The sequence below is a fragment of the Nonomuraea sp. CA-141351 genome, from assembly GCF_050944675.1.
Lineage (GTDB): Bacteria > Actinomycetota > Actinomycetes > Streptosporangiales > Streptosporangiaceae > Nonomuraea.
In genome coordinates this window covers 12096645-12119770 of sequence record NZ_CP191982.1, presented here as the reverse complement: position 1 = coordinate 12119770, position 23126 = coordinate 12096645, and the positions used below count along the sequence as shown (strand labels likewise).

19 protein-coding genes and 1 tRNA gene are annotated in these 23126 nt (G+C 66.2%); 12 read left to right on the top strand and 8 right to left on the bottom strand.

Features of this window, described 5'->3' with window-relative positions; genetic code table 11:
• The first annotated feature begins 258 nt into the window (after positions 1-258).
• Positions 259-705, top strand: coding sequence for an STAS domain-containing protein (locus ACQPWU_RS57000; RefSeq protein WP_433435432.1), 447 nt, complete (start codon positions 259-261; stop codon positions 703-705).
• Between the two features lie 393 nt (positions 706-1098).
• On the opposite strand, the gene ACQPWU_RS56995 is transcribed toward ACQPWU_RS57000, so the two are convergent.
• On the bottom strand, positions 1099-1359 hold the full coding sequence (locus ACQPWU_RS56995; protein ID WP_433435431.1) for a hypothetical protein: 261 nt from the start codon (positions 1357-1359) through the stop codon (positions 1099-1101).
• A 170-nt stretch (positions 1360-1529) separates the two neighbouring features.
• Entirely contained in the window at positions 1530-2507 is a 978-nt protein-coding gene (locus ACQPWU_RS56990; protein WP_433435430.1) for a tyrosine-type recombinase/integrase, read from the bottom strand.
• A 179-nt stretch (positions 2508-2686) separates the two neighbouring features.
• On the opposite strand from ACQPWU_RS56990, the gene ACQPWU_RS56985 reads away from it, so the two are divergent.
• The 5 genes from ACQPWU_RS56985 to ACQPWU_RS56965 all read left to right on the top strand — a co-directional run bounded on the left by ACQPWU_RS56985 (position 2687) and on the right by ACQPWU_RS56965 (position 8130).
• Positions 2687-3283: a DUF5994 family protein gene (locus ACQPWU_RS56985; protein ID WP_433435429.1), complete on the top strand. Its 597-nt coding sequence runs from the start codon at positions 2687-2689 to the stop codon at positions 3281-3283.
• Positions 3284-3398: 115 nt separating this feature from the next.
• Positions 3399-3722, top strand: coding sequence for an STAS domain-containing protein (locus ACQPWU_RS56980; RefSeq protein WP_433435428.1), 324 nt, complete (start codon positions 3399-3401; stop codon positions 3720-3722).
• Positions 3723-4450: 728 nt separating this feature from the next.
• A complete protein-coding gene (locus ACQPWU_RS56975; protein WP_020545593.1) occupies positions 4451-4657 on the top strand; it encodes a cold-shock protein in 207 nt (68 codons plus the stop codon).
• A 354-nt stretch (positions 4658-5011) separates the two neighbouring features.
• A complete protein-coding gene (locus tag ACQPWU_RS56970; protein WP_433435427.1) occupies positions 5012-6439 on the top strand; it encodes a DEAD/DEAH box helicase in 1428 nt (475 codons plus the stop codon).
• Positions 6440-6849: 410 nt separating this feature from the next.
• The gene (locus tag ACQPWU_RS56965) at positions 6850-8130 is read left to right on the top strand and encodes a site-specific integrase (RefSeq protein ID WP_433435426.1); all 1281 of its coding nucleotides are present in this window, start codon (positions 6850-6852) and stop codon (positions 8128-8130) included.
• A gap of 66 nt (positions 8131-8196) precedes the next feature.
• On the opposite strand, the gene ACQPWU_RS56960 is transcribed toward ACQPWU_RS56965, so the two are convergent.
• From ACQPWU_RS56960 to ACQPWU_RS56940, 5 genes are all read right to left on the bottom strand, one after another.
• Positions 8197-8315: transfer RNA gene (locus tag ACQPWU_RS56960), tRNA-Lys, on the bottom strand.
• Positions 8316-8451: 136 nt separating this feature from the next.
• Entirely contained in the window at positions 8452-9543 is a 1092-nt protein-coding gene (locus ACQPWU_RS56955; RefSeq protein WP_433435425.1) for a Wadjet anti-phage system protein JetD domain-containing protein, read from the bottom strand.
• A gap of 198 nt (positions 9544-9741) precedes the next feature.
• Positions 9742-12606, bottom strand: coding sequence for an ATP-binding protein (locus ACQPWU_RS56950; RefSeq protein ID WP_433435424.1), 2865 nt, complete (start codon positions 12604-12606; stop codon positions 9742-9744).
• A complete protein-coding gene (locus tag ACQPWU_RS56945; RefSeq protein WP_433435423.1) occupies positions 12593-13228 on the bottom strand; it encodes a hypothetical protein in 636 nt (211 codons plus the stop codon). Before ACQPWU_RS56945 ends, ACQPWU_RS56950 begins: the two co-directional genes overlap by 14 nt.
• Positions 13215-14438 carry a hypothetical protein gene (locus tag ACQPWU_RS56940; RefSeq protein WP_433435422.1) on the bottom strand — a complete coding sequence of 408 codons (1224 nt, stop codon included), beginning with the start codon at positions 14436-14438 and terminating at the stop codon, positions 13215-13217. The genes ACQPWU_RS56945 and ACQPWU_RS56940 overlap by 14 nt, the downstream gene beginning before the upstream one ends.
• Before the next feature lie 326 nt (positions 14439-14764).
• On the opposite strand from ACQPWU_RS56940, the gene ACQPWU_RS56935 reads away from it, so the two are divergent.
• The 5 genes from ACQPWU_RS56935 to ACQPWU_RS56915 all read left to right on the top strand — a co-directional run bounded on the left by ACQPWU_RS56935 (position 14765) and on the right by ACQPWU_RS56915 (position 20271).
• A complete protein-coding gene (locus ACQPWU_RS56935; protein WP_433445601.1) occupies positions 14765-15487 on the top strand; it encodes a hypothetical protein in 723 nt (240 codons plus the stop codon).
• Positions 15406-15999 carry an integrase core domain-containing protein gene (locus ACQPWU_RS56930; RefSeq protein WP_433445547.1) on the top strand — a complete coding sequence of 198 codons (594 nt, stop codon included), beginning with the start codon at positions 15406-15408 and terminating at the stop codon, positions 15997-15999. The genes ACQPWU_RS56935 and ACQPWU_RS56930 overlap by 82 nt, the downstream gene beginning before the upstream one ends.
• 200 nt (positions 16000-16199) lie before the next feature.
• Complete coding sequence (locus ACQPWU_RS56925) at positions 16200-16571, top strand: hypothetical protein (protein ID WP_433435421.1); 372 nt, start codon at positions 16200-16202, stop codon at positions 16569-16571.
• Positions 16572-20051, top strand: a complete 3480-nt coding sequence (locus ACQPWU_RS56920) for a tetratricopeptide repeat protein (RefSeq protein WP_433435420.1) — start codon at positions 16572-16574, stop codon at positions 20049-20051.
• A 73-nt stretch (positions 20052-20124) separates the two neighbouring features.
• The gene (locus ACQPWU_RS56915; protein WP_433435419.1) at positions 20125-20271 is read left to right on the top strand and encodes a hypothetical protein; all 147 of its coding nucleotides are present in this window, start codon (positions 20125-20127) and stop codon (positions 20269-20271) included.
• 940 nt (positions 20272-21211) lie between these two features.
• On the opposite strand, the gene ACQPWU_RS56910 is transcribed toward ACQPWU_RS56915, so the two are convergent.
• On the bottom strand, positions 21212-22243 hold the full coding sequence (locus ACQPWU_RS56910; RefSeq protein ID WP_433435418.1) for an abortive infection family protein: 1032 nt from the start codon (positions 22241-22243) through the stop codon (positions 21212-21214).
• Positions 22244-22501: 258 nt separating this feature from the next.
• Here ACQPWU_RS56910 and ACQPWU_RS56905 point away from each other — a divergent pair, with 258 nt between their 5' ends.
• Positions 22502-23026, top strand: coding sequence for a hypothetical protein (locus ACQPWU_RS56905; protein ID WP_433435417.1), 525 nt, complete (start codon positions 22502-22504; stop codon positions 23024-23026).
• Positions 23027-23126: the final 100 nt, after the last annotated feature.

Here is a 23126-nt window from a genome sequence, read left to right as displayed (position 1 = left end):
CTGCTGCGGCAGCACGTCCACCGCCACGGCCCTTCTTTCTACTGCACTGGCCGCGGCAATCCGACCTTCTGCCTTCTCCTCATTGCGAACTTGCTGTCCACGTTCGTCCGGGCAGTTCATCGTGGTACTCGTCCTGCTCTGCCCTCGTGGATCCGTCCCTTGCGATGCCAGGAACTCTACCCCCACCCATCGCGAATGTCTACCGTGACGGCTACAGATTTTCTTTCTCACGAGGTAAGAAACAGCCTCACCCGCCACATGATCGACGGGAAAGCGGGCAGCACCGAGGGTGAGGTGATGGCGATGGGCGAGCACGACCAGGACCACGATCTGGGGCACGATCAGGGGCGGAGGGACAGGCTGGCGATCGCGGTGTGGCATTCGCCGGTGTGCCCGGTGATCGGCCTGCGAGGCGAGTTGTGCACCACAACGGCCGCCGACTTCGCTCGCGCGGTGGATGGACTCCTGGCCGACTGGCCCGCCGCAGTGGTCGTGGATCTGTCGCGGCTGGCGTTCTGCGATCTCGAAGGCGTGGGCGCGCTGATCGGCGCGGATCGGCGGGCGCGCGAACTAGGCGGCCGGCTGGTGCTGGCCGGGGTGCAGGACCAGTGTGCGCGGCTGCTGCGCCGCACTGGCCTGGATCACATCTTCCCGATCCTGCCCGGCCGGCCCCCGGTGGCCGAGATGGCCGGGGCGGCGACGTAGGCCCGCCGGGTGGCGTGACACGGCGCTCTGCCCAGCTGATCGCCAGGTAAATGCCGGTCAGACCAAGGATTACTAGGGCGCGGTATAGGTCTGTCGTTCGGGGGTGAGGGCCCTGCCGGTCGGGGCACGTCTGGGCCGAGCGGCGACGATCGAGGTCTACGATGCCGCCTCCAGGCGTTCACGAACAGTCGCCGCCCTCACACAGGCTCCGAAGCACCTGGCCGTCGACCGGGAGCGGGTGCTTTGGCTCGCCGACGGGGCATGCCGGGGCCCGCCCCTTGCGGCCCAGCGGTAAGGCCGGGAAGATTGATCCGCCCGTGTCAGGGGCAGAGGGCCTGCGCTGCGGGCCGACCTGGCGCACCGGGACACGCGGGCAGGATGGGCATCCCGCCGCTACAGGTACTGGCCCGCTTCGGCGCTGGCTGTCTTCGACACACGCGCCGACACCACGTTGGCGAGGTTGATGACCACGCCGTTCACTTCGGTCTCACGGCCATATCTCGCCCGCATCAACACCAGGCTGCGCCGCTCGTCCGTGGCACGAGCGATCGCCGCCACCGCCTCCGGCTCCCCGTCGAAGTCCCCGCTCATCACGGAGACGTCTTCTCCGCTCATCAGATGGAATCGAATGATCAGTGCGACATTCTCAGGCACGGCCGGCTCCTTTCGCCAGAATCCGCAAGGGACCCCTGCCCAGCGTCGAACGCTGTAGGCGGCTGCCCTCCACATTCGCCTCCTGCGGCGCGGACGCGGTGCCCTCCAATCAAGCTGGCATACGGGAGTGACAATTGCGACACCCGCTCCGAACCGGTTTGTTGCTCTGGTCAGTGGTCGGTGATGAGGGCGTCCAAGACGGCCTCCTTGTCGGCTTCGCTCGGCAGGGCGTAGCGGCGGGTGGAGTCCAATGAGCCGTGGCCGAGGAGTTCGGCGACCAGGATGGGGTCCTTGCCGTCGCGGATGAGCTGGGAGGCGAAGGTGTGGCGCAGGACGTGTGGGCTGAAGGGCTCGGTGGGGTCGTCACCCAGGCCGACGGCGTCGCCGAGGCCGGTGATGATGTCGCGGGCGGCGCGGTCACTTAGCCGGCCGCCGCGGTGGTTGAGGAACACTGCGGCGTGGGTGTCGGCCCCCTTCCAGTCGGCGCGGGTTGACAGCCAGTCGGTCAGGGCCTGGCGCAGGTCGGGGTGGACGGGCAGTAGGCGAATCTTGCCGCCGTCGCGGCCTTTTCCGCGGATGCGGAGTTCGCCCTTGCGGGCCGACAGGCGTACGTCGGTCAGGTCGAGGCCGACGACTTCGGAGATGCGCAGGCCCGCGTAGTAGGGCAGCAGGGCGATGGCCTTGTCGCGCGGGGATGCTGTGAACTGGACGTGGCGGATGTAGCGGCGGGTGCGCCGGGCGTCCAGGGCGCGGGGGGCGGTGCGGCGGGCGTCGCGTTCGCGGCGGGCCTGGGGTTTGCCGAGGCCGCGGCGGGCGTAGAAGTCGTCGATGGCCGACAGGTAGGTGTCGATGGTGTTGGGGGCGCGGCGGCCGTTTTTCAGGTGGCGGCGGAAATCGCGTACCGCGCCGGTGGCCGCGACCGGGTCGCTGAGCGGGTCGGCGTCCAGGGCGCCGGCGTCGGCCTGGTCGGCCAGCCAGGCCAGGTAGCCGCGCAGCCGGGAGGCGTACTTGGTCTTGGTGGAATCGGCCAGCGGGGCGTGCTCGAGTGCGGCGGTGTAGTCGGCCAGGACGGCGGCATGGGGGGCGGGGAGCGGGACGGCCCGCGACCGGCGTGTGTTTCCGGAGGCTGCTCCGGCCGGTTCGGTCATCTCTGAGGGCGTGTTTCCGGAAGCCACCCACACAGTCTACTTCCGGAATTACAGAATTCCGGAAGCGTGAGGTAGGGTGAAGTTACCGAGGTCATTTCGAGCGTTGGCATTCAGGTCGGCGTCGCCCCCGGCGAACCACCACCGGCCCCTTCGGAGGGGCCCGGACAGGTCAGGCGACCATGACGCCGACACTTCGTTCTCAACCGGCACCGCTCAGCCCTGTCTCATCGGCGATCCCTCGGGTCGATTCCGCGCTACGGCTCAGTCTCCACCCGGTGCTGGGCCGACGAGCCGTGGTGAACGGGGCCTGGTGGCCCTACTCCCGCGACGCGGCCGCCGAACTGCCCGGTCTCATCGCCGCCGTCGACCAGCGGCTGGGGCGGACCACGCTGCTGGTCGGCGTGTCCCGGGACGCGTGGCAGCGCATCCCGCACCGGATCCCTGCACGCGGGCGGCAGGTCCGCATCGGCTGGTTCCGCCACGCCGATCCTCACGTGGTCGTTCTGTTCTTCGCCACTGCGGAGCCGGTCGCCCTGCTGGTCATCCCGCCTGATACCGCCGCCGGCCCCGCCGAGGCCACGCTCAAGCTCACCGCACACGACACTGCCGGCTTGACTGCCGATGACATCCTCATCCACGCGCGCTTGCCGCCCGAGCCCGCCGCGCCTGTGTGCGCGATTGCCGCCGGCAGCTTGGCCTGCTGGGAGAACGAGGGCGGGTCGGTCACCGACCAGAAGGCGCCCTCCTCCAGCCCACGGCCGTCAGGGCCGGCGTAACCCGCCGCCTGCCGGCCGGATCGAACGGTTCAGCACCGCCCGCTCTGGCGGCAGACCGGCTTTCCGGCCGGCAGGCATCTCATCCGTTTCAACTTCTCCAGTGAGGAGGCACTCCATGACCGTCATCGACACCGCCCCGCTCGGCGTGGCCGACACATCGAGGCCGACCACCGTCCACCTGTCCGGCGACATCGACATCTTCACCAGCGCAGCGCTTCGCCGGCAACTCATGGACACGCTGCACTACAGCACAAGCCTGCTCATCCTCGACCTGTCCGAGGTCACGTTCTGCGACGCCGGTGGTCTGGGCGTCCTGGTCGGCATCCAGCACCGCGCCCGGCCGATGGGCATCACCGTGGCCCTGACCGCACCCCGCCCGTTCATGTCCCGGCTGCTGCACATCACCGGCCTGGACCGCGGCCTGCCGATGGTGGTGTGACCGGGGTGCGCGCCCAGGCCCCGACATACGAGGGGCGATCTCCGTTCCCGCACGCCCAGCAGCGCCTCAGCGTCCACGCCGGGCAGGTGGCACTGACGACCATGATCGTCATCGCGCCGCTCATCGCGCTGGGCGCCGGAATCTGGCTGGCATGGGGAAGGGGATCACCCTCACCGACCTGCTGCTGGCTGATGTCTTCTACGTCGTGACCGGGCTGGGAGTGACGGTCGGCTTCCACCGGCACGGCCAGCTCAACTGCGCCCGGCACGGCCGCAGCGGCTGGTCGCAGAGTGTCATGTCGGTCTCCCGGTCTGTATGCAGATGGTCACTCGGCCAGTCCAGCGGCAATGTCGACCCCAGAGCATCGGCCCCTCGGCCGACGCGTGGGCCAAACGGCTGGCCGATGACCCGTTCTACGCCGCCGACCCTTACCCGGTGATGCGGGAGTTCTTACCGTAGCCACGGCGAGCAGTTCGTCCACCACCTTCTGGTCGGGCAGTGAGGGGCTGGCGCCGGGCAGCGTGGTCGCCGGCGCAGCACGACGGCACATGTGCTAGCTTGGGCTCAGTTGCAGTTGTGGTACCCATAAAGACTTGTGTGCACCGACGGTATGTAGCCTCAGGTGCATTTTTTGTTCTCCGGTCATCTCCGGGTGTGTGGTCCTATCGCGGCGACGCGGAATCCGTTCGATGCGGATTTCGGCTTTGCACCCATCGAAGGAGATCAACATGGCTTCTGGCACCGTGAAGTGGTTCAACGCGGAAAAGGGCTTCGGCTTTATCGAGCAGGACGGCGGCGGCGCCGACGTCTTTGCGCACTACTCCAACATCGTCGCCAACGGCGGCTACCGTGAGCTGCGCGAGGGCCAGAAGGTGGCCTTCGACGTCACGCAGGGCCAGAAGGGCCCGCAGGCCGAGAACATCGTTCCCGCCTGACACTGCGCACCACGTAGCCGGGGCCCGCGCCGCAGGGCGCGGTCCCCGGCGCGTTGCTTTTGTGGCATCCATCGTGCCGTGATGACCTCACAACCCGAGAAGCACAGCGTGTCTGTTCTTCCGCCGCACACCGGATGCACCACCGATGGCTCCGGTTCGGGCATAGGCTCGCTCCAGTTCTACGGCGCGGCATCACAGCCGCGTTCTTTCCGGCGAAAGCCGACCATTTCGACGTACGAGCCCAGGCTGTTTCCGCCGGTTCGACTCGTCTTTCTTCGGCTCGTGCTAGCTGTTCTTGTGCCGCTCATCGCGCCGAGGATCGCCTGACACGTGTCGCATCGAGGAAGGTTCTGCATGAACCACGCAACTCGCGCGCACGATCGCAGCTCTTCGCCCCGTACGGGCGGCTCCGCCCGAAGCAGGGGCGGCCGATTCAGCTCTCCGGCTCAGGGCCGTTCAGGCGCCTCCAGCCGGTCCGGCAACGGGCGGCGTCCCGCCGCGCTCCAGAGAGAGTTCGCGCTGCCGGTCACCGTAACCCCGGCCCTGCCGGCAGCCGCGACATTCGCTGAGCTGAGCATGCCGCCCGCACTACTGAAGGTGCTCACCGGCCTGGGCTTGAACGAACCGTTCCCGATCCAGGCGGCCACGCTGCCGAACTCCCTGGCCGGCCGGGACGTCCTGGGGCGGGGGCGCACCGGGTCGGGCAAGACACTCGCCTTCGGCCTGACCCTGCTCGTCCGCACCTCCGGACAGCGGGCACAATCGCGGCGACCGCTTGCCCTGATCCTCGTCCCCACCAGGGAACTGGCCCAGCAGGTCACCGATGCGCTCACGCCGTACGCCCAAGCACTGAAGCTGCGGCTGGCCACGGTCGTCGGCGGCATGTCGATCAGCCGGCAGGCCCATGCGTTGCGCGATGGTGCCGAGGTCGTCGTTGCGACTCCGGGACGGCTCAGGGATCTCATCGAGCGCGGCGACTGCCGCCTGGACCAGGTCGGCATCACCGTGCTGGATGAGGCCGACCAGATGGCCGACATGGGCTTCATGCCGCAGATCACCCATCTGCTCGACCAGGTGCGCCCCGCGGGCCAGCGGATGCTGTTCTCCGCCACTCTGGACCGCAACGTCGACCTGCTGGTACGCCGCTACCTGACCGACCCGGTGGTCCATTCGGTTGACCCCTCGGCGGGCGCGGTCACCACGATGGAGCACCACGTGCTGCACATCCAGGGTGCCGACAAGCAGGCCACCACTGTGGAGATCGCTGCTCGCGACGGTCGGGTGATCATGTTCCTGGACACCAAGCACGCTGTGGACCGGCTCACCGAACAGCTGCTGAACAGCGGAGTGCGCGCCGCCGCGCTGCACGGAGGCAAGTCCCAGCCCCAGCGCACCCGCACCCTCGCCCAGTTCAAGAGCGGCCACGTCACGGCGCTGGTGGCGACCAACGTCGCGGCCCGCGGCATCCACGTCGACAACCTGGACCTCGTCGTCAACGTCGACCCGCCGAGCGACCACAAGGACTACCTGCACCGCGGCGGCCGCACCGCCCGCGCCGGCGAGTCCGGCAGCGTCGTCACTCTGGTGCTGCCCAATCAGCGCCGTGACATGACCCGCTTGATGGCCGACGCCGGTATCGTCCCGCAGACCAGCGAGGTCCGTTCGGGCGAGGCCGAGCTGAGGCGTATCACGGGCGCCCAGGCTCCCTCAGGCATCCCCGTGACCACCACCGCACCGGTTGTCAGTCGTCGGTCGGGACGGAACGGCAGACGATTCCGGTAGCAGCGGATGGGGGCTCGCCCAAGGCCAGGTAGTTAAGGCTTTTGGGCTGTTGGCAAGAGTGCTGAAGAGATTGGCCGGGCGGTGTAGATACCCGGCCCAATCTTGCGGATGAGTTGGCTGCTGGCCCAGCGAGACAGTTGCCGGTACATGGTGTTGAGGGTGACATCGCGGAGGTGGCGGGCGATGTCCCGGGCTGGTCAGGGGCGGTTGAGGTCTTGGTGGAGCAGGGCCAGGACCTGTTGTTGTCTGCGGCGCTCGGCCGGGGCGATGGACGACCGGCTCAAGGTCGAGAAAGATCGAGGCTAGGAGATCTACCTGATCTTCGTTGGACGTAGATGCTGTTGTTGCCGTCATCTCACGTGACCCAAGTGAGGGAGTGAGTGACGATGACATGCGTTCAAGATCGTCACGTGGTGTATCGGCGTTGTGGCTGCGCCGACGCGGTGACAGGCAAGCGGCTGGGAAACCGCTGCGCCCGGCTGGCCGATCCTGCCCATGGCAGTTGGTATTTCGCCGTCCAGGTGACGGACGTGTCCGGACGGCGGCAGCGACTGCGCCGTGGCGGCTTCCCCACGGCCGGGGTAGCGCGGCAGGCCGCCCGCGATATCGCTCAGTCGCTGGAGGGAGCGCCGGTGACCGGGTACTGTACCGTCGCCCAATGGCTGCGCTACTGGTTGTCGGTGGCTGAGCAGCGGATCCGGCCGACCACGTACAAGGCCTACCGCGATCACGTCCGGCTGTTCCTGGTCCCGTATCTCGGCCTGATCCCGCTTCGCGGGCTGTCGAGGCGGCACGTCGTGAGGATGTTCTCGAGTGTGGCCCAGCGCCACACCCGTTACGGCAAACCGATCAGCGCGGCCACCCTGGAAAGGATTCGCGCGACGCTGCGGGCCGCCTTGAACGAAGCCGTCCGAGAAGACGTGATGCATGACAACCCGGCTCGGGGGCTACGGCTACCGTCGCCACGCCACGTCCACCCCATGGTGTGGACCCCACGGCGGGTGGCCGCGTGGAGGCGCACCGGCGAGCGCCCTGCTGTGGCGGTGTGGACGATCGAGCAACTGACCGAGTTCCTCGCCTTCGTCCGTGATGACCGGCTGTTCGCGCTGTGGTGGCTGATCGCTCTGCGCGGTCTGCGGCGCGCCGAGGTAGCCGGCCTGCGCTGGATCGACCTTGACACCGACCGGCGCGAACTCACCATTGCCTGCCAGCTTGTCCACACCGACCACGGCCTGTTGCTGTGTCCGCCGAAGAGCGCCTCCAGCCAGCGTGGGATCGCTCTGGACCTCGACACTCTCCGGCTTCTGTACCGCCACGAACAAGTCCAGCGCGATGAACTGGGCATCGATTGGTCGCCGTCAACCCCGATGTTCACCCGCGAGAACGGCGGGGCAATTGATCCCAACTACCTCACCCACCGCTTCCACAAGCTGGTCATGGCCAGCGGCCTTCCCCCGGTGCGGCTGCACGATTTGAGACATGGAGCCGCGACGCTGGCCCTGGCGGCAGGAGCGGATCTGCGCGTGGTGCAGGGCCTGCTCGGACATGCCAGCATCGTGCTCACCGCCGACACGTACACGTCGGTGCTGCCGCAGCTGTATCGCGAGAGCGCCCGGGCCACTGCCCGGCTGGTCCTCAAAGCGGCTCGCAAGACCGCGCGCAAGGTGAACAACGCCCGCCGTGGTACGTGACTCACAGGTGTCCCACCGTGACTCACGATCAGACGACATAGAATCGTGGGAAACCGCAGGTCGGAGTGGTAGGGCGCCCGGGGCTCGAACCCGGAACCTACGGATTAAAAATCCGCAGAGCCGCCTGTTGGGTTCGGGTGATCAGTCAAGGGAGGGCAGGCGGTTGATCCGCACGAGCGCGACCTGCACCACCGACTCTACGAAGCGGTACAGGTTCGCACGATCGACAACACGGAACCTCCGAGGGGCAGGTTCAGCCACTCGCGTTCCCAAGGCGTGGGCATCCGCGTCCGCGACTCTTCGGTGGGCACATCCTGATGGCTATACCTCTGCAGCTTGCCCGGCGAGGAACTGGAGGCGCTTGTGAAGCTTGGGGATGAGATGGTGCATGGTTTCCTGCTCGCGTCCGAGTCTGGTTGCGGCGATTCTCGCGGCAAGTGCCCTGAGATCGGGGTGACCGGTGACGGCAAGGTCCAGGGCCAGGCTGACTTGCTTGTCGTTCTGTTCTAGGAACGCGAATTCGTCGTGGAGCTCGGCCTCCATGAAGATGGGGCTGACGGGGCGCTCGGATCTGCGTTGGAGGTCTCCTACGATGTTGATCCCGTGGGCGTCCAGGTCAGCCCAGCATGTCGTCACCCTGTCGATGGCCCTGACGAGGCCGGTGAGGCTGTTGTTGACGTACCCGTGGCCCCAGAGGCAGAGCCATGTATCGGGGGCGGTCGAGTGGCGGCAGATGGCCTCGAAGGTGTCGAGGTTCTCGATGACGAGCACGCCCTGGGCTTGTGAGTAGTCCAGGATGCCGTACTGTTGGGCGCTGCGTGCCGGGATGGAGACCCATGGGCGGGCGACGCGGGCGTCTACGGCGGTTGTTCCTGCTGTCCAGGAGAGTGGGCCGCGGAGCCTTACCTCCGGCTCCATCGTCTCTAAGGCGTCGTCGAACTCCATGCCGATGACGCGCCCGAATGCCAGCATGCGAGGCTCGGTCCAGGCCTTCGACCAGCCGAGGCTGGTTGCGGCAAGCTCTCGCGCTGACAGGGGCAGCCCATTGCGCTGCGCGTGGTGCCAGCCTGCTGCCGCGCGCAGCGCGGCGTCGTAGACCGACCACGTGCCCGTCTGGGTTGCGGAGTGCTCCGGGACGCGCAGGGGCGTACCAGGCTGGTTCTGGGACAGGAGCTCGCGTTCGCGGCTGAGTTCCGGCGTTGCCGCGATGGCATGCAGGAGTCCCGCTCGTGCCTCGTCGGGATCCAGCTTGCCGAGGAGGATGCGGACCTCGTCGCGGCGGCCGTCGGCAAGTGCTGCGCGGTAGGGCCGCCAGTGGTAGACGGCGGAGTCGCCCTCGGCTTTCTCTTCCAGGCGCAGGACGCCGCAGGCGGCCAGTACCAGGGCTGCGTTCTCTTCCTGGGGGCGCACCATGATTCCCGGGATAGACTCCGAGGCCAGCGCCCGCCGTAGCAGGGATCGGGCTGACCGGGCGGAGTCCTCCGGTAGCCGGGCCAGAACGGCCTGTGCCTCCTCCACGGCGGCTACGGCCTGCACCCTGCGGCCGTGTATCAGCTTGCGGCCGAGTCGCACGCTTTTTTTACTTGCATCTGGAGGCATAGGCCCTCATTGTCAGGTCAACGACTGCTGCAGCGACTCGAAGCGCGCATCCAAGCTGGGCGCGTCGAGCCTTGTCATTAGGCGAACGGGCGGGCTGAGCGTGTGCCCGGGATCGCGGGGCAGGAACGTTACTTGGATATCGCACGATCCGGCTACGGCGGCGCCCTTCCCGTCAGTGGGCGCGCTGAGGATGAATTGGACGCGGCTAGACAGCCGACGCATGAGCTGGGCGATCTGCCCTGTATTGGTTCCATCGAGGTGGGCGTTGTGCTCGTCCACGATCAGCAGGTCGGCTGCCTGGCCAAGACTCATTGCCGCGAGCAGCAGCATGATCGCTATTTTCGTGGCTTGGCCGCCGGAATGGATTCCCTCCTGGTATGACACAGGCGTCTCCCCGATCTTGTGCGACACCAGGACGTCGATGCCCAGTTCTTCCTGCATGTCGCCAGGCACGAGCTCTATCCGTCCGTCGATGCCCGCCGTCGTGCAGATGTCCGAGAAGTTGTCCCGCAGCCTGCGTACGAGGGCGCGGATATGCTCGTCGTAACGCCTTCGGGACTCCTCCACTATCCTTTCCTGGGCCTCCAGATCGCCGATCCTGTCGGCAACGAGCTGCTCGACCTCCGTTAGCCTGGCCTCCTCTGCCTCGCACTGGGTGACGATGACCGGGTCGCGGATGTCATCAGGGAAGCGGTCCCGGTCGTTGACCTCGGCCGTCAGCATGGCGCTTCGGACCTCCAGCATGGACGGTGGCTCAAGGCGGGTGATGTCAGCCTCGGTGAAGCCAGGAGGCAGCGGAGCCGCTTGGGCCGCCAGCTCGGCTGCAGTGCGCCTGCTTACGAGCGTGCCGAGTTCCTTCTCAGCATCCCGCAAGCGCTCTTCGGTGCCGGTCGCCCGCCTCGCCAAGATGCTGGCCTCGACCTTCACTGTCTCGAGACGGCCGAACAGCGCCTTGGCCTGGGCTGAGGCGCTGGCGTGGTCCTGCGTCGCCGACCGATACGTTGTGCGTGCGCCGGCCAGCACCTGGCAGGCGGCGCGGAACGCCTGCCTTTTCTCCTGCAGGCGGCGGACCGCGTCGAGCAGCCGGTACGCGTCCGCGAGCCGCTCCCGCAGCGATGCGGCCTCGGCACCGGACTGCTCGACGATGCTGCGGGACTCCTCCATCACCTTTCGGGTGCGGGACAGCTCCAGCTCACGCGCTGCTGGATGCAGTACATGATCCCGGACGGGTGTCATGCGGGAGAGAAAGCGCCCGTGGCGCATGCCGTCCGGCGTCGTGGCGTCCGCTCCTGCCTCAACTAGGCTGGCCGCTTCGCTGCTGCCGGAAGCCGGAATGGCGTCCAGTGCGGTGAGCAGCACGCCGAGTCCGTCGTCGTTGCGGCCGATCTTGAGCACGCCCGACGGGCTTCCGGGGCCTGCGGGGGCAACTGGCCACGGGTAGCCTGTGGCGACCGCCAGCTCGCGTGCATGCTGGTAATGAGCGGGCGGCACCACTACGGCCCAGAGCGCATCCCCGAGCGCCGCCTGGGCGTGAGCGGACCCGGTAGTGTCGTCCGTCGTGCCGGAGAGCGCGTCGCCGAGAATGATCGCCTTGATTCCGGCTGCCCTGAGCTGGCCATGGAAGGCACGGACGTCGGCGGGAGCTGCGCTCCCGCCGACGAGGAGGCGCTCAAGATCCTCCTGGAGCGTGGCCATTTCCGTCTCAGCCGCATGACGGGCTCTCAGACATTTGGAGAGGGCTGTCTCGGCCGACTCAACCGCTGCCATGACCTCTTCCTGAGAGGCGCTGCCGACGGCAGCCCAGGCAGCATCGAACGTTCGCCATGCCTGTCTGGCTTGCTCGCCAGCCTTGCCGAGTTGCACGGCGGCCGTTGTGGCCACTGTGCTCAAGTGATTCTCCTGCCTGCCCAGCTCTTCGTGCTCATGCTCCAGATCAGCGATTTCTGCTTTCCTGGCATCAGCCACCTTTCGGTCCTCCGCCACGGCAATCTTCAGCGTGGCGACTTCTTGCTGTTTTCGTGAGAAGTGCCCGGTGGCAGTTTCGAGTTCCTCTGCGGCAGCGAAGTGGCGGGCGGCAGGAAGGAGGAAGCCGTCGATGGCATATAGCTTTTTTCTGAGAACTTCCCATTCACGGTACTGGCGGAGCTTGGACTGCAGCTGAGCGAGGCCGAGCTTTTTCTGCTCGAAGAGCTGCCTGGCCTCCTTGTGCAGGGTTCTTGCCTCGCCGTATTTGGCTCGCGCGACGCGGAACTCATCCAGTGTGCCCTGGCGCCCTGTCAGCTCCAGGAGGCGGCGCATGAGCCCGGACCGGGTTTCCGTCACGAGCCGGTCGGTCTCGCCTTGGGGAAGGGAAAGTACGCCGCGCAGGGCCTTGGACACTCCGGCCCGGTCGAGCAGGTAGTCATATTTCTGTGGGCCGAGCCACCGGTTGTCGGGTATGCGGACCAGGTCATCCAGGTCCGCGTCGATAGGGCGCTCGCGTCCCCAGGTGATGCGGCCCGGCAGGACCAGGTACTTGCGCTTGTCTCCCTGCACCCGGCAGATGACAGTCACGTGCGCAGCGTCTTCGCACCCGTTCCCTGCGACCGCGAACACGCGATGCCTCTGCCCATGCTGCACCGGGTTGGCAAAAGTCGCCCGTAGCCAGGCCTGGTCCGCCGGGATGTTAGAGGGCCCTCCGTTGAAGATGTAGCTGGCCGGCGTGCGCCGCTGGGAAAAGTCCGCGACGCCCAGTATGACCTTGAGGCCGTCCAGCCAGCAGGTCTTCCCTGAGCCGTTCGGCCCAACCGCGATCGTGATGCCGGGCACTGCGAGAGGGATGATGTCGGGGCGCATCGATCCCCAATTGACGAACTGCGCCTCTTCAATCTGCGGCATTGGGGGCTCCGTCCGTGCCGCCGGGCGCTTCGGCCTGTACAGATGGTTCCTCTGGTCCCTCGCCCTGTCGTTGCAGCTGCTTCAGACGCTGATGACGAAGCATGAGCCGACGCGCCTGCTCAGTGGCCCTGACCTCGTCGATCGTGTCCATCATTGGGCCTGCGGCCAGTTTTCCATCTCGCTGGAGGAGGAACCTTGCTTTCTTCAGTTTCCCCACGGAGATGCCGACTGTCGTCTTAGACAGGGCCGGTATGCTGCTCGCCACTTCTGATTCCTCCAGCCGTATCTCCTGCGGTTCCTCCGACGCGAACAAGGCATCGTCGTCCACGGGAAGCCGCGAGTTTTCTGCTGGTAGGAACCTGAGATGAAGCCAGCACACTGCGAGGACCGCCAGGTCTGCGTTGTTCAGCAGGCTAGGGGAGTCGATGCCTGCACCATCGGGGGTGCCGCGCGTGAAGCTGGCCGTCCATGAGTCGAAGTGCCGGGAGTAGACGAGGTCGCACCCGGCCTGGCTGAGCCGGTACCGGACCTCCTGCAGTACGTCGTCATCGCCGAGCTCCGGAAGTTGTTCCGCGGAGACGATGCCAGCGAGCAGCGCGCGGCAGATCTCAACCGGCGTCACGGGGCGGCTGTCCTGCTGGCTTGCGCAGCACCGTTAGAGAGAACCAGCCGACGCCGCGCTCCCCGATGTCGCAGAGGTCACGTCTAGTATCAAACTCCACGAGCATGCTGTTGTCCCCGGGAGGCCCGTACCTGGACCAGGCTTCAACCGCGTCGATCATGCGGCCGACAGCGCCCTCCCACGTCCCGCACACGACCCATTCATGCAGGCCGATGTCCCCTGCGGCTACGAGCTCCTCCAGTGCCCTAGCAACCGAGTCAGCAGGGTCTGCCTGCGGGGCGTCAGCTGCGTCGAGAGGGAGATCCGTGGGCTCGGGCGGCGGGGGCGGGCGGCGGCGCTCCCTGGAGAGGTACTCGTCGAGCGCGGTGAACGCGGCGACGGTGTCGGGCGCCGGCACGAACACGGGGGCTTGCGCTGAGTCGGAGACCAAAGCCGCCAGTGCCTCGGCGTCGCTCCGGGCGGTCATGTCCCTGAGGTCCTCCCGGGTGACCCGCAGGGTCCCGCGCATCCGCATCCCAGCGCGCATGGACAGCGAGCTGATGACCTCGGCCGCAAGGCGCCCGAGGCTGGCAATCATGTGATGTGCGCGCTGGTCATGGTCCAAGAACTGGGCATCTCCGTGGAAGCGCGCGAACATGTCGGCCTGCTCATCGAGCAGAGACCTCATATCCTCCACGTGAGTTTCGGCCATCCGTGCGGCTTCCAGCAGCGACTCGTCAGAGTAGTCATCCAGCAGCCGCCTGAGCTCATCGTGATCGAACTCAAGAACCGCGATCGCGGAGAGGAACGTGGCATAGGCTACCTGCGCTGGCGCGTTCATGGCATCGGCGAGCCTCATCGTCGCCGCGAGGATCTTGATGATCCGGGTGTAGTCAACCCCCGAGGTCGTGAGCGCCCCACACACAGCCGCCACGACCCGCGCCTCGCGAGTGAGCTGGTACCACTCTCCCCGGGAGTCGTAAGCCAGGAGGCCAGCACCTCGGAGGTCTCGGACAAGGCGCGTAACCGAAGACTGCTCCATCCACGGGACCGAGTCATGGATGGCCCTGATGGGCAAGCGCGCGCGCGGAAGCACGGCAAGCTCGCGCAGCATGGCCACCCGGTAGCGGGCGAGCCTGCCGTGCCCCACCAGGCCCGCGAACATCGCGACGATCGGCAGCGCCTGCTCCACCAGGGGAAGGGGAGTGAACCGCTCGGGCACCGTGAGCACAGGTGCCCACCCCTCCGGCAGGCGATCTGCCTGCAGTTCCTGTCCGGGTTCTACTGGGTGCTCCGCCATACACTGAACATAGCCCCGCTGATAGCGCTGCGTCCTGTGAGACTCAAGAACACGATTCGTCGCCAACGCCGGGGTTCATCGCCTGGTCGGGCCGGGCGTCCTGGGACAGTGGGAAACTGGTTCGAGTTGCCTGGAATCATCGTGAGTGCTCTTGTCCACGGTGTACGCCGTCACTCGACGTCTGCTGTGCTGCCCCGCGCCGCTGTTTCACAGTGACGTCTCCAAGGAGGCGGAATTGCTGGTGCTCAGGCACGAGAATGCAGTTCCTGCGCCGTCAGGTCCCACGGGTGCGCTATGAGCCAGCCGACGGCCTGTGGTTGGCGGCGCTCTCGTCTCTGATACCCCGACGCCGCTGGGCGAAGATGTTCTCGATCTCCCCGGCTACCCTGCTGACCTGGCACCGCAAGCTCGCAACGAACGCATGGGACTACAGTCGATGTCGCCGCCCCGGGAGACCACCCACCGCAGCTACGGTAAAGGCCCTGGTGCTGCGCATGGCCGCCGACAATCCCACCGGGGGTCATCGGCGGATCCACGGTGAGCTGACCCGCCTCGGTCACAAGATCGCCGCTGCTACCGTGTGGAACATCCTGAACCAGGCCGGGATCGACCCCGCCCCGCGCCGCAGCGGACCAACATGGACGCAGTTCCTGACCACCCAGGCCGAACATGTCGTTGCCGTCGACTTCCTCCACGTCGACACCATCAACCTCAAACGCATCTACGCCCTGGTCCTGCTCGAACACCGCAGCCGCCGCGTCCACCTGCTCGGCGTAACCGCCACCCCACGGGCGAATGGACCGCCCAAGCCGCCCGTAACTTCCTCATGGACACCGACACGACGATCATCAAGTTCCTGCTCCGCGGCCGTGCCAGCCAGTTCACCGATGCCTTCGACATGGTCTTCGCCGACGCGGGCCTGCGCGTCCTCAAGAGCCCGCCACAAGCCCCCAAAGCCAACGCACACTGCGAGAGAATGATCGACACCCTACGCCGCGACCTTCTCGACCGAACGCTCATCCTCCACGAGCAGCACCTGCGCCGAACCCTCAGCCGGTACCTGGAGCACTACAACACCGCCCGACCCCACCGCGGTATCGGCCAGCTCTGTCAGTCCTCGTCCTGCCGCTGGTGGGCCCTTTGTGTTCGAAGCGCCGAAAGACAACGGGCAACCCGCGCTCGGCCTGCCAGACCTCGGCGAACGCGGTCAGCCTCGCCGCGTCCTGCCAGCCCATGCACATCCCGGCGGCCTCGACGACGGCGGCCGCACCCAGCAGGGTGGCGCCGGGGCTTCCATGGAGGCAGGCCAGCCCGGCCTCGGCGAGGTCCGGGTCTGGGGACAGTTCCAGGCACCCTCGGAACGTCTGGTGGTGGGCGGCCAGTATCGCAGCGACCTCTGGGGGCTTCCGGGTCGGGGGTCCTGACCGGAACACGGAAGCCGCCTCTGCGCGGGTGGAGGACGCGGGCCCAACTGGGCGGCATGGTGAAGTGATCTCCGTCCGCCAGTTTCCATTCCGCGGACATGCCGATGCCTCGCAGGGGGTGTGAGCGGGACCATGATCGCGTTCGGGTCATGGACAACGTAGCGATCACGACCGACAAATTCGACTTATCTCGGATTGGCACCACACGCGGGACCTTCGGCGCGCAGACTTGTTGGCATCTCAGCCTGAGCCTCACACGGGGGAAATCATGGATCCGATCTTCGGAGAGATCGCACTTGCGGCACTCGGCGGAGCGACCGGCGCATGGGGACAGGCGGCCACGACCGCCATGTGGGAGCGCCTGAAAAACAGATTCGGGCAGGAGCCGGAGGTCGGCGACGTCCTGGACAGACACGACACCGGACCGGAGGCCGTCGCACTGCTCACTGCGGCGCTGCGGCGCGACGCCATCGCGGATCCGGGGTTCCGGGCCGAGATCGAGGCCTGGCGGACGGCCCGCGATCCGTCCGCATCGAACTTCGTGGCGTACTCGACCGGGTTGAACGCGCCCGGTTCGGTGTTCACCGCACCGATCACCATGAACTTCGGCTCGGCGGCAGGCGCGCGGGGAGACGCGTAAGTGCACAACAACGTCGAGGGGTCCAGCGGACTCAACGCCCCCGGAAGTGTGTTCAACGCTCCCATCCACCTTTACTCAGACTGGAGCCCGAAGGACAGGATCCCGACACCGGGTGAGCTCCTGCCCACCGGCTCCGTCCAGCCGCCGTACGGCTATCTGCCGCCGCGGCTCCACGGCCGCGACAGACTGGTCCAGGAGTTGGTGCGCTCCGGACGCGACCGACGCATCCACGTCCTCAGCGGAATGGGCGGCGTGGGGAAGACGGCGACGGCTCTCACGGTGGCGTCGATGATGGAGGAGAAAGGCCATCGCGTCCTCTGGATCAACGGGTCGTCTCCCGACGGCGCGGCCGCCGGATTCCGCCACGCGGCGCTCGTCGCCGGCGCGTCCCCCGAAGCGGCACTGCACGCGTGGCGGGAATCCATGCAGCGGGCCGCCGACCTCCTCTGGCATCATCTGGCCGACTGGGATAAGCCCTGGTTCCTCGTCATCGACAACGCCGACGACCTGGATGTCCTGACGTGCCCCGGATCCCGGCTGTCGTCAGGAGCAGGGTGGATACGCCAGCTGGTCGGGCGATGCCAGGGCATCGTCGTCACCACGCGAGACACCAACAAACGCGTGTGGGGGAACAAGCTCGCCACGTTTCACAGTGTTCAGGGCGTCGACGAGACGAGCGGAGCCAGGATCCTCCTGGATCTCGCCCCCACTGCGGGGGTGATCGCCGATGCGCGGAGGCTGAGCATCCGTCTCTCCAACCTTCCGCTGGCCCTCCACCTCGCGGGGTCCTATCTGGCCGAGGCCGGGGAAGATCCGCTGGCGACGGCGAGAACCTTCGCCGACTACGTCGACGCTGTGTCCCGGTCTCCGCTGTTCCTCGACGTCCACGAACCCGAATCGGCTGGCGACCTGCGTTCGAGCGAGGAACGCGCGCGACACACGATCGGCAGAACCTGGGAACTGTCCTTGGACCTGCTCCGGCGGCGTGGCGTCATGTCCGCGTCGTGGGTGCTCCAGGTCCTGTCATGCTATGCACCCGGAGTCCTCCTCCCTCGCCATGTGGCGGATCCCGACGCGATCACGGCTCACCGGCCCGGCGAGGCCGAAGGCGATCAGATCCGTGACGCTGTGTCCGGCCTGAAGAGGTTCGGGCTGCTGGCCGTCGCCGAGCACGCCGCCGAACCGCGATTTCTGGTGCACCGGCTGGTCGCAGAGGTGACGCTCGCCTCGCTGAAGCACCGGTCACCTGACCAGAGAGACGTCTGGAACACCGCGCGTGACCTCCTCCTGCAGTGCACGCCGTCGCACGGCAGGGATCCCGCGCTCTGGAGAGAATGGGACGAGGTCGTCTCCCACTGGCGAAGCATCATCGACCATGAGCAGAGCTGGTCGGCCCCCGGAGCCTCGAAGGATCTCATGGTCACTGCGGAGTCGGCCATCAGCTACCTTCGGTCGCGAGGTGACTACGTCGCCGCGAACGAGTTCGGCCGGTCGGTGGTCGACAAGGCGGTGGCCCACGGTGAACCCGAGGAAGCGCTCCGAGGTGTCCACTATCAGTCCATCCTGATTCTCCGTGATTCCGGCGACCTGCTCGGCGCCGACGAGGGTTTCCGGGTCCTGACAGAGAAGAACGCGACGTCCTTCGGAGAACGTGATCCGCGGACGCTGGCGTGCCGTTACGAGGCGGCCGCGGTGATGGCCCGACGGGGAGAGCACTCCGAAGCCGTCGCCGAATTCGACGAGGTCATCTCGGTCGAAACCGCCGTCTTCGGGGAAGACGCTCATTGCACCCTCCTGAGCCGGCATGATCGGGCGCTGTCGCTGACGGCGCTGGGCAGATACGACGAGGCGGAGCACGAGATCCGCGCCATTCTCAATCTGTTCACGAGGCTCGTGGGAGAGTCGAATCCCGACACGCTGGCCAGCAGGCACGAGCTGGCGATCATCCTCCGGCATAAGCAGCAGCTGGCCGAGGCGGAAACGGAGTTCCGCCACGTACTCGAAGCTGAGACGAGGGTTCTCGGAGAGAAGCATCCGTCGACCCTCAAGACCCGCCTGAACCTCGCACTGACCATGCAGATAGCAGGCGACGACGTATCGGCCGAGGCCGGATTGCGGGTGCTGCTCAGTGACGCGGAAGAGGTCCTCGGACCCAAGCATCCCGACACCCTGGAGATCAGACACGCGCTTGCGACCTGTCTAGTCCGCTCAAGTAGCACAAACGTCAAACGTGCGGAGAAAGAGTTCCGGAGCATCCTCGACTTCCAGGGAGCGCAACTCGTTCCGCACCACCCGACCGTCCTGGCGGGGCGGGGCAACCTCGCCGCGACGCTCAGACTCCAAGGCAACCACGGCGAGGCAGTGGCCATCTTCAGGGACATCCTGAACATCCGCGAAAAGCATCTGGGCCCGGAACACCCGCTGACACTGGCGACACGGTACGAATGGGCGACCGCCCTTGGCCATAACGGTGACCACCGGAGGGCCGAACGCGAGCTGAAAGGAACTCTCAGAAAGCTACAAGACGCCTTGGGCCCGGATCATCCGTCATGTCTGGCGACGATGGCGGCGATGGGCTCCAACCTCCTGCTCCAGGGAAAACTCAAAGCCGCGGAATCTCAATTGCGGCAAGCCCTCTCGGCCTGCGACCGCAATCGGGAGAACACGAAGATCGAGGCCCGGAACATCCGCAACGACCTGGCCGCGACTCTTCATGCGGCTGGAAAGTGGAAGGAGGCGTCCGCGCTCTTCCAGGAGATCCTGAGAGGCGGCGACGGCGCCGACATCGAATCCGAGGCGATTGAATCAATCAACGGCCTGGCCCTGACCCTCAAGGACCTGGGCCAGATCGACGAGGCGGCGGAGCTTTACCGGAGACTGCTCGACTCCTCCGCCGTGAGCAGGCCGGATAGTCGGCCGATGGTTCTGACGCTGCGGCACAACCGCGCGGTGGTCTGGCGGCTGCAGGGGCGGGTGGACGAGGCCGAAGCGGAGCACATTTCGATTCTCGGCGAACTGCGGAAGACTTTCGGGGAGGAACATCAGAATATTCTCAGTTCACGCCATTCTTTGGCGCGGGCCTGGCTGGAGCAAGGGAAATCAGCGAAAGCCGAGGCCGAGTACAGAAGTGTCCTTGAAATACGGCGCAATAATTACGGTGCGGAGCATCCGTCCACCATCTACACGTGGGGAAACCTGGCCTTCCTGCTTCTTACCACCGAACGCTTCCCCGAGGCCGAAGCCGAGTACCGCAGGACCCTTGAGGTGTGCAGGAGACGCCTGGGGAAGACCCATCCCGAGACGCTCACCACGGAGAACAACCTGGCGATCACTCTGCTGCGGCTCGGCGAGTTCGCCGAGGCCAGAGTCCTTCTGGAGCACGTGGTCAGGGCCAGATCCCGGCTGCTCGGTTCGGACCACCCGGACACCCTCGAAGCACGCGACAGCCTTGCTTGGGCGCGCTCCGGCACCTCGGCCTGAGTGCGCCCTGGAGCCGCGACGTTGGCCCTGGCGGCAGGAGCGGATCTGCGGGTGGTGCAGGGCCTGCTCGGACATGCCAGCATCCGTGCTCACCGCCGACACGTACACGTCGGTGCTGCCGCAGCTTTATCACGACAGCGCCCGGGCCACCGCCCGGCTGGTCCTCAAAGCGGCTCGCAAGACCGCGCGCAAGGTCAACAACGCTCGCCCTGGTACGTGACTCACAGGTGTCCCACCGTGACTCACGATCAGACGACTCGACTACAGGATCGCGGGAAACCCCAGGTCGGAGTGGTAGGGCGCCCGGGGCTCGAACCCGGAACCTACGGATTAAAAGCGACCACTATCGAATCGTGTCTCATTGTGTCGCGGTGTCACGCGTTTTCCGCGTTTGAAATGTCCAAGAATGCCGCCCGGTGTTATGCCATATCAGGTGCCGACGAGCATCCAACGAGCAACTATGGCGTGGGTTGTATCCCTTGACCTTTCTTCCTTTGCATTCGATTGGCGAGCTGACGTCTCGGATGGTTTGCGGTCCACGAAGGGGGTGATTCTGTCCCAACCGACCTGTGATGATCGTTCACGAACGTGCGAATCCGAGATGGGGCCACTACGGACAGCTCGACGACCACATCACCCCGGTCTGGCCGGCGAATCGCCCAGGCGCTGCCGGTAAAGCCATGCAAGCTGGATAACCTGCGCGGATGGCATTATCGGCAGCACAGTCGCCGAGGTCATCGTGTGGCTGGCGTCAGCTTCGCCCACGGCTGTGCGTGGGTCTGCCATCCGTGTTGAGGGCGGGGCATAGGTACCGCTCTAGGCTGACACTCTATCGCTTGCTCGGGTGCCCATGACAGGTCGCCCCCACGCGTTCTGCCAGGGGTTGCTGGCGTTGGTGGCCGCGCCACCTCAAAGCCCGCCTTGACGCCCTCGGCGTCGCGCCCTCCTCCGAAACCCAAGCTGTCCTGCAGCTGCATAAGCCTCGTGCATCGAGTACCTCCACGGAGACCCGCTTGAAGAGCAGTCTCTCGTGATCAGTTCGGCACTCAGGTGCTGGGAGGGCGGTGAGCGCCCGCATCGGCCTCCCAGCACTGGGCACCCTGAGGTACTCGCGAGAACACCCCAAGAGCAACAGTGACGCGCGATACGAAAAGCTCCACTTAAAGCCAGTTCGTACTGTTCTGCGCCGTTGTATAGCTGGTACCCGTGGTGTCGAGGTAATCAGCGATCTCCGACCAGACCTGCCGGGCAGCCTCCTGCCGCAGCGATGTTCCGTGCAGACGCATCTCGGCCACTACCCGTCCCCATTGGCTGACGAACGAGGGAGACCACGCAGCCGTCGAAAGTTTCTCCTTGAGGTCACCGAGCACTCGGGCTTGGTCGGCATGTGTAGACAACACCTCGGCCGCGAGCTTGACGCCGAGGACCTGCTCATCGACCTGGACCTGCCCGAACTGGTCGATGAACAGGCCCTCTGCCACGCCCTCCCGGTATTCGGATGGCCAGGCGACATCGTCCTGGCTCAAGGCGCACGCTTCGACGCCATCGATTCGGACAGTGAAGGTGTTACGCGCAGCCCTCTGCCCGACAGCGACTCCCAAGGCTCGTCTGTCATCCGAAGTGAGGTTCGGCAGGTCGGCGGCCTCCAGGCGTGCGGCCAGACCCCCCATGGCGAACGTGCCGGTACGCAGGTCATTGATCAGCGGCTGTAGCGCCCCGGCAAGCACGTGTTGGAGACGACGGAGCGCCCAGCGAACCCAAAGCAATGCGCCATCGATACAGGTTTCGAGGACCTCGTCCTCGATCTGCTGGAGCGTCGACCGGCCATGTCCTGTGCCATACGAGTTACGGAGCTCGCGAAGTAGACCCGCCAGTTTGCGTGCAGCATCCGCCGCTTGACGCACAGCGGCGTCCTTCGTGATGCCGGGCCCGGGTTGACGCTCGATGGCCTTGTGCGCGAGCCCCAGGACCTTCGCGTAGTCATCTCCGCTGCTGGCCGGGTTGCCCCGCGCCTGCAGGACAACTCGAGCTGTCGCCTCCACCATCTCCTTCGCCGACCCTACGATCAGCGGCCGGTCCTGGTCGCCCACCGCCTTCTTCAGACGGACGAACGGGTCTTGGATCGCTGCCCATGAGGTCTGGTCCAGCGCATCCGGCTTCTTAAGCTCTGCGTTGAGCACATGAGTCGGCACCGCGACATTGTGGACCAACTACTGCACACGGCGCTCGCCTATTCCGACGAGAGGTGACATGCAGCAATGAGCGTGCGTTGCTCGCCACCCTCCCACCTACCAAAGCCCCGGTCGCGGGCTCCCGCATACCGCGTGGCTTCGCCCCGCTGAGCAGGAACGATGCTCGCCGATGCAGTCATGACATATTTCGATCACGTATCAAAGCCCTGTCCGAGTCCGTCATGTAGGAGACGGGTGATATAAGCGTTAGGCGATTGGATGGATTACATCCGCGTTGAAGGGCTTCGAACCAGGTACAGCTCGGTGGTCAGGGAGGGCTTCATGCCACACCTCGGAATGATCAAGATATCGGGCGCCGATTCAGGTCGAGTGGATACGGACCGGTTAATGGAAGCGGTCGCCACGGCCATCGAGGTCGGGTGGGACTCGCCACTTGTCATGTCCGAGGATGAGCCGGAGAACGAGCACGAGCACGGCGGCGCAATCCAGGACTACCGCGTCCTGGGATATCCAGGCGGGGCAACCATCTACGTTCTGCTGGCCGGAGGCGAGCTTGAACAGATCGCGGTTGCGGTCGCTGCGCTCGGCCGTCACCTGACCACGTGGAGTCCTGAACTGCTTGCATATTCTGTGGCTGAGGTGAGTATCTCTCGATACGACGAGCCATACGACGCCGACAACTGGCTACCGCCATTCGATGATGAAGACGACCAGCCACGGCCGCACTGGCCACCGGAGGCGCTGCTAGCCTCGATCTTTCTCGACCTTGAGCTGGTTAGCTGAGGGATTCAGCTGGAGGTCGATTTCCTCGCTGTGGTCAGCGTGGGTGCCCGGCTGTCGCGCCGGGTGGGCGGGGTTCCACGGGCCCGCGGGTCTCCTTTCC

Bases quoted from the DNA above. Each gene is read 5' to 3' on its own strand.
- ACQPWU_RS57000 (WP_433435432.1), top strand. From the start codon at position 259: ATGATCGACGGGAAAGCGGGCAGCACCGAGGGTGAGGTGATGGCGATG.
- ACQPWU_RS56990 (WP_433435430.1), bottom strand. From the start codon at position 2,507: ATGACCGAACCGGCCGGAGCAGCCTCCGGAAACACACGCCGGTCGCGG.
- ACQPWU_RS56985 (WP_433435429.1), top strand. From the start codon at position 2,687: ATGACGCCGACACTTCGTTCTCAACCGGCACCGCTCAGCCCTGTCTCA.
- ACQPWU_RS56980 (WP_433435428.1), top strand. From the start codon at position 3,399: ATGACCGTCATCGACACCGCCCCGCTCGGCGTGGCCGACACATCGAGG.
- ACQPWU_RS56975 (WP_020545593.1), top strand. From the start codon at position 4,451: ATGGCTTCTGGCACCGTGAAGTGGTTCAACGCGGAAAAGGGCTTCGGC.
- ACQPWU_RS56970 (WP_433435427.1), top strand. From the start codon at position 5,012: ATGAACCACGCAACTCGCGCGCACGATCGCAGCTCTTCGCCCCGTACG.
- ACQPWU_RS56955 (WP_433435425.1), bottom strand. From the start codon at position 9,543: ATGGTGCGCCCCCAGGAAGAGAACGCAGCCCTGGTACTGGCCGCCTGC.
- ACQPWU_RS56950 (WP_433435424.1), bottom strand. From the start codon at position 12,606: ATGCCGCAGATTGAAGAGGCGCAGTTCGTCAATTGGGGATCGATGCGC.
- ACQPWU_RS56935 (WP_433445601.1), top strand. From the start codon at position 14,765: ATGCAGTTCCTGCGCCGTCAGGTCCCACGGGTGCGCTATGAGCCAGCC.
- ACQPWU_RS56930 (WP_433445547.1), top strand. From the start codon at position 15,406: ATGGTCTTCGCCGACGCGGGCCTGCGCGTCCTCAAGAGCCCGCCACAA.
- ACQPWU_RS56925 (WP_433435421.1), top strand. From the start codon at position 16,200: ATGGATCCGATCTTCGGAGAGATCGCACTTGCGGCACTCGGCGGAGCG.
- ACQPWU_RS56915 (WP_433435419.1), top strand. From the start codon at position 20,125: ATGCCAGCATCCGTGCTCACCGCCGACACGTACACGTCGGTGCTGCCG.
- ACQPWU_RS56905 (WP_433435417.1), top strand. From the start codon at position 22,502: ATGGATTACATCCGCGTTGAAGGGCTTCGAACCAGGTACAGCTCGGTG.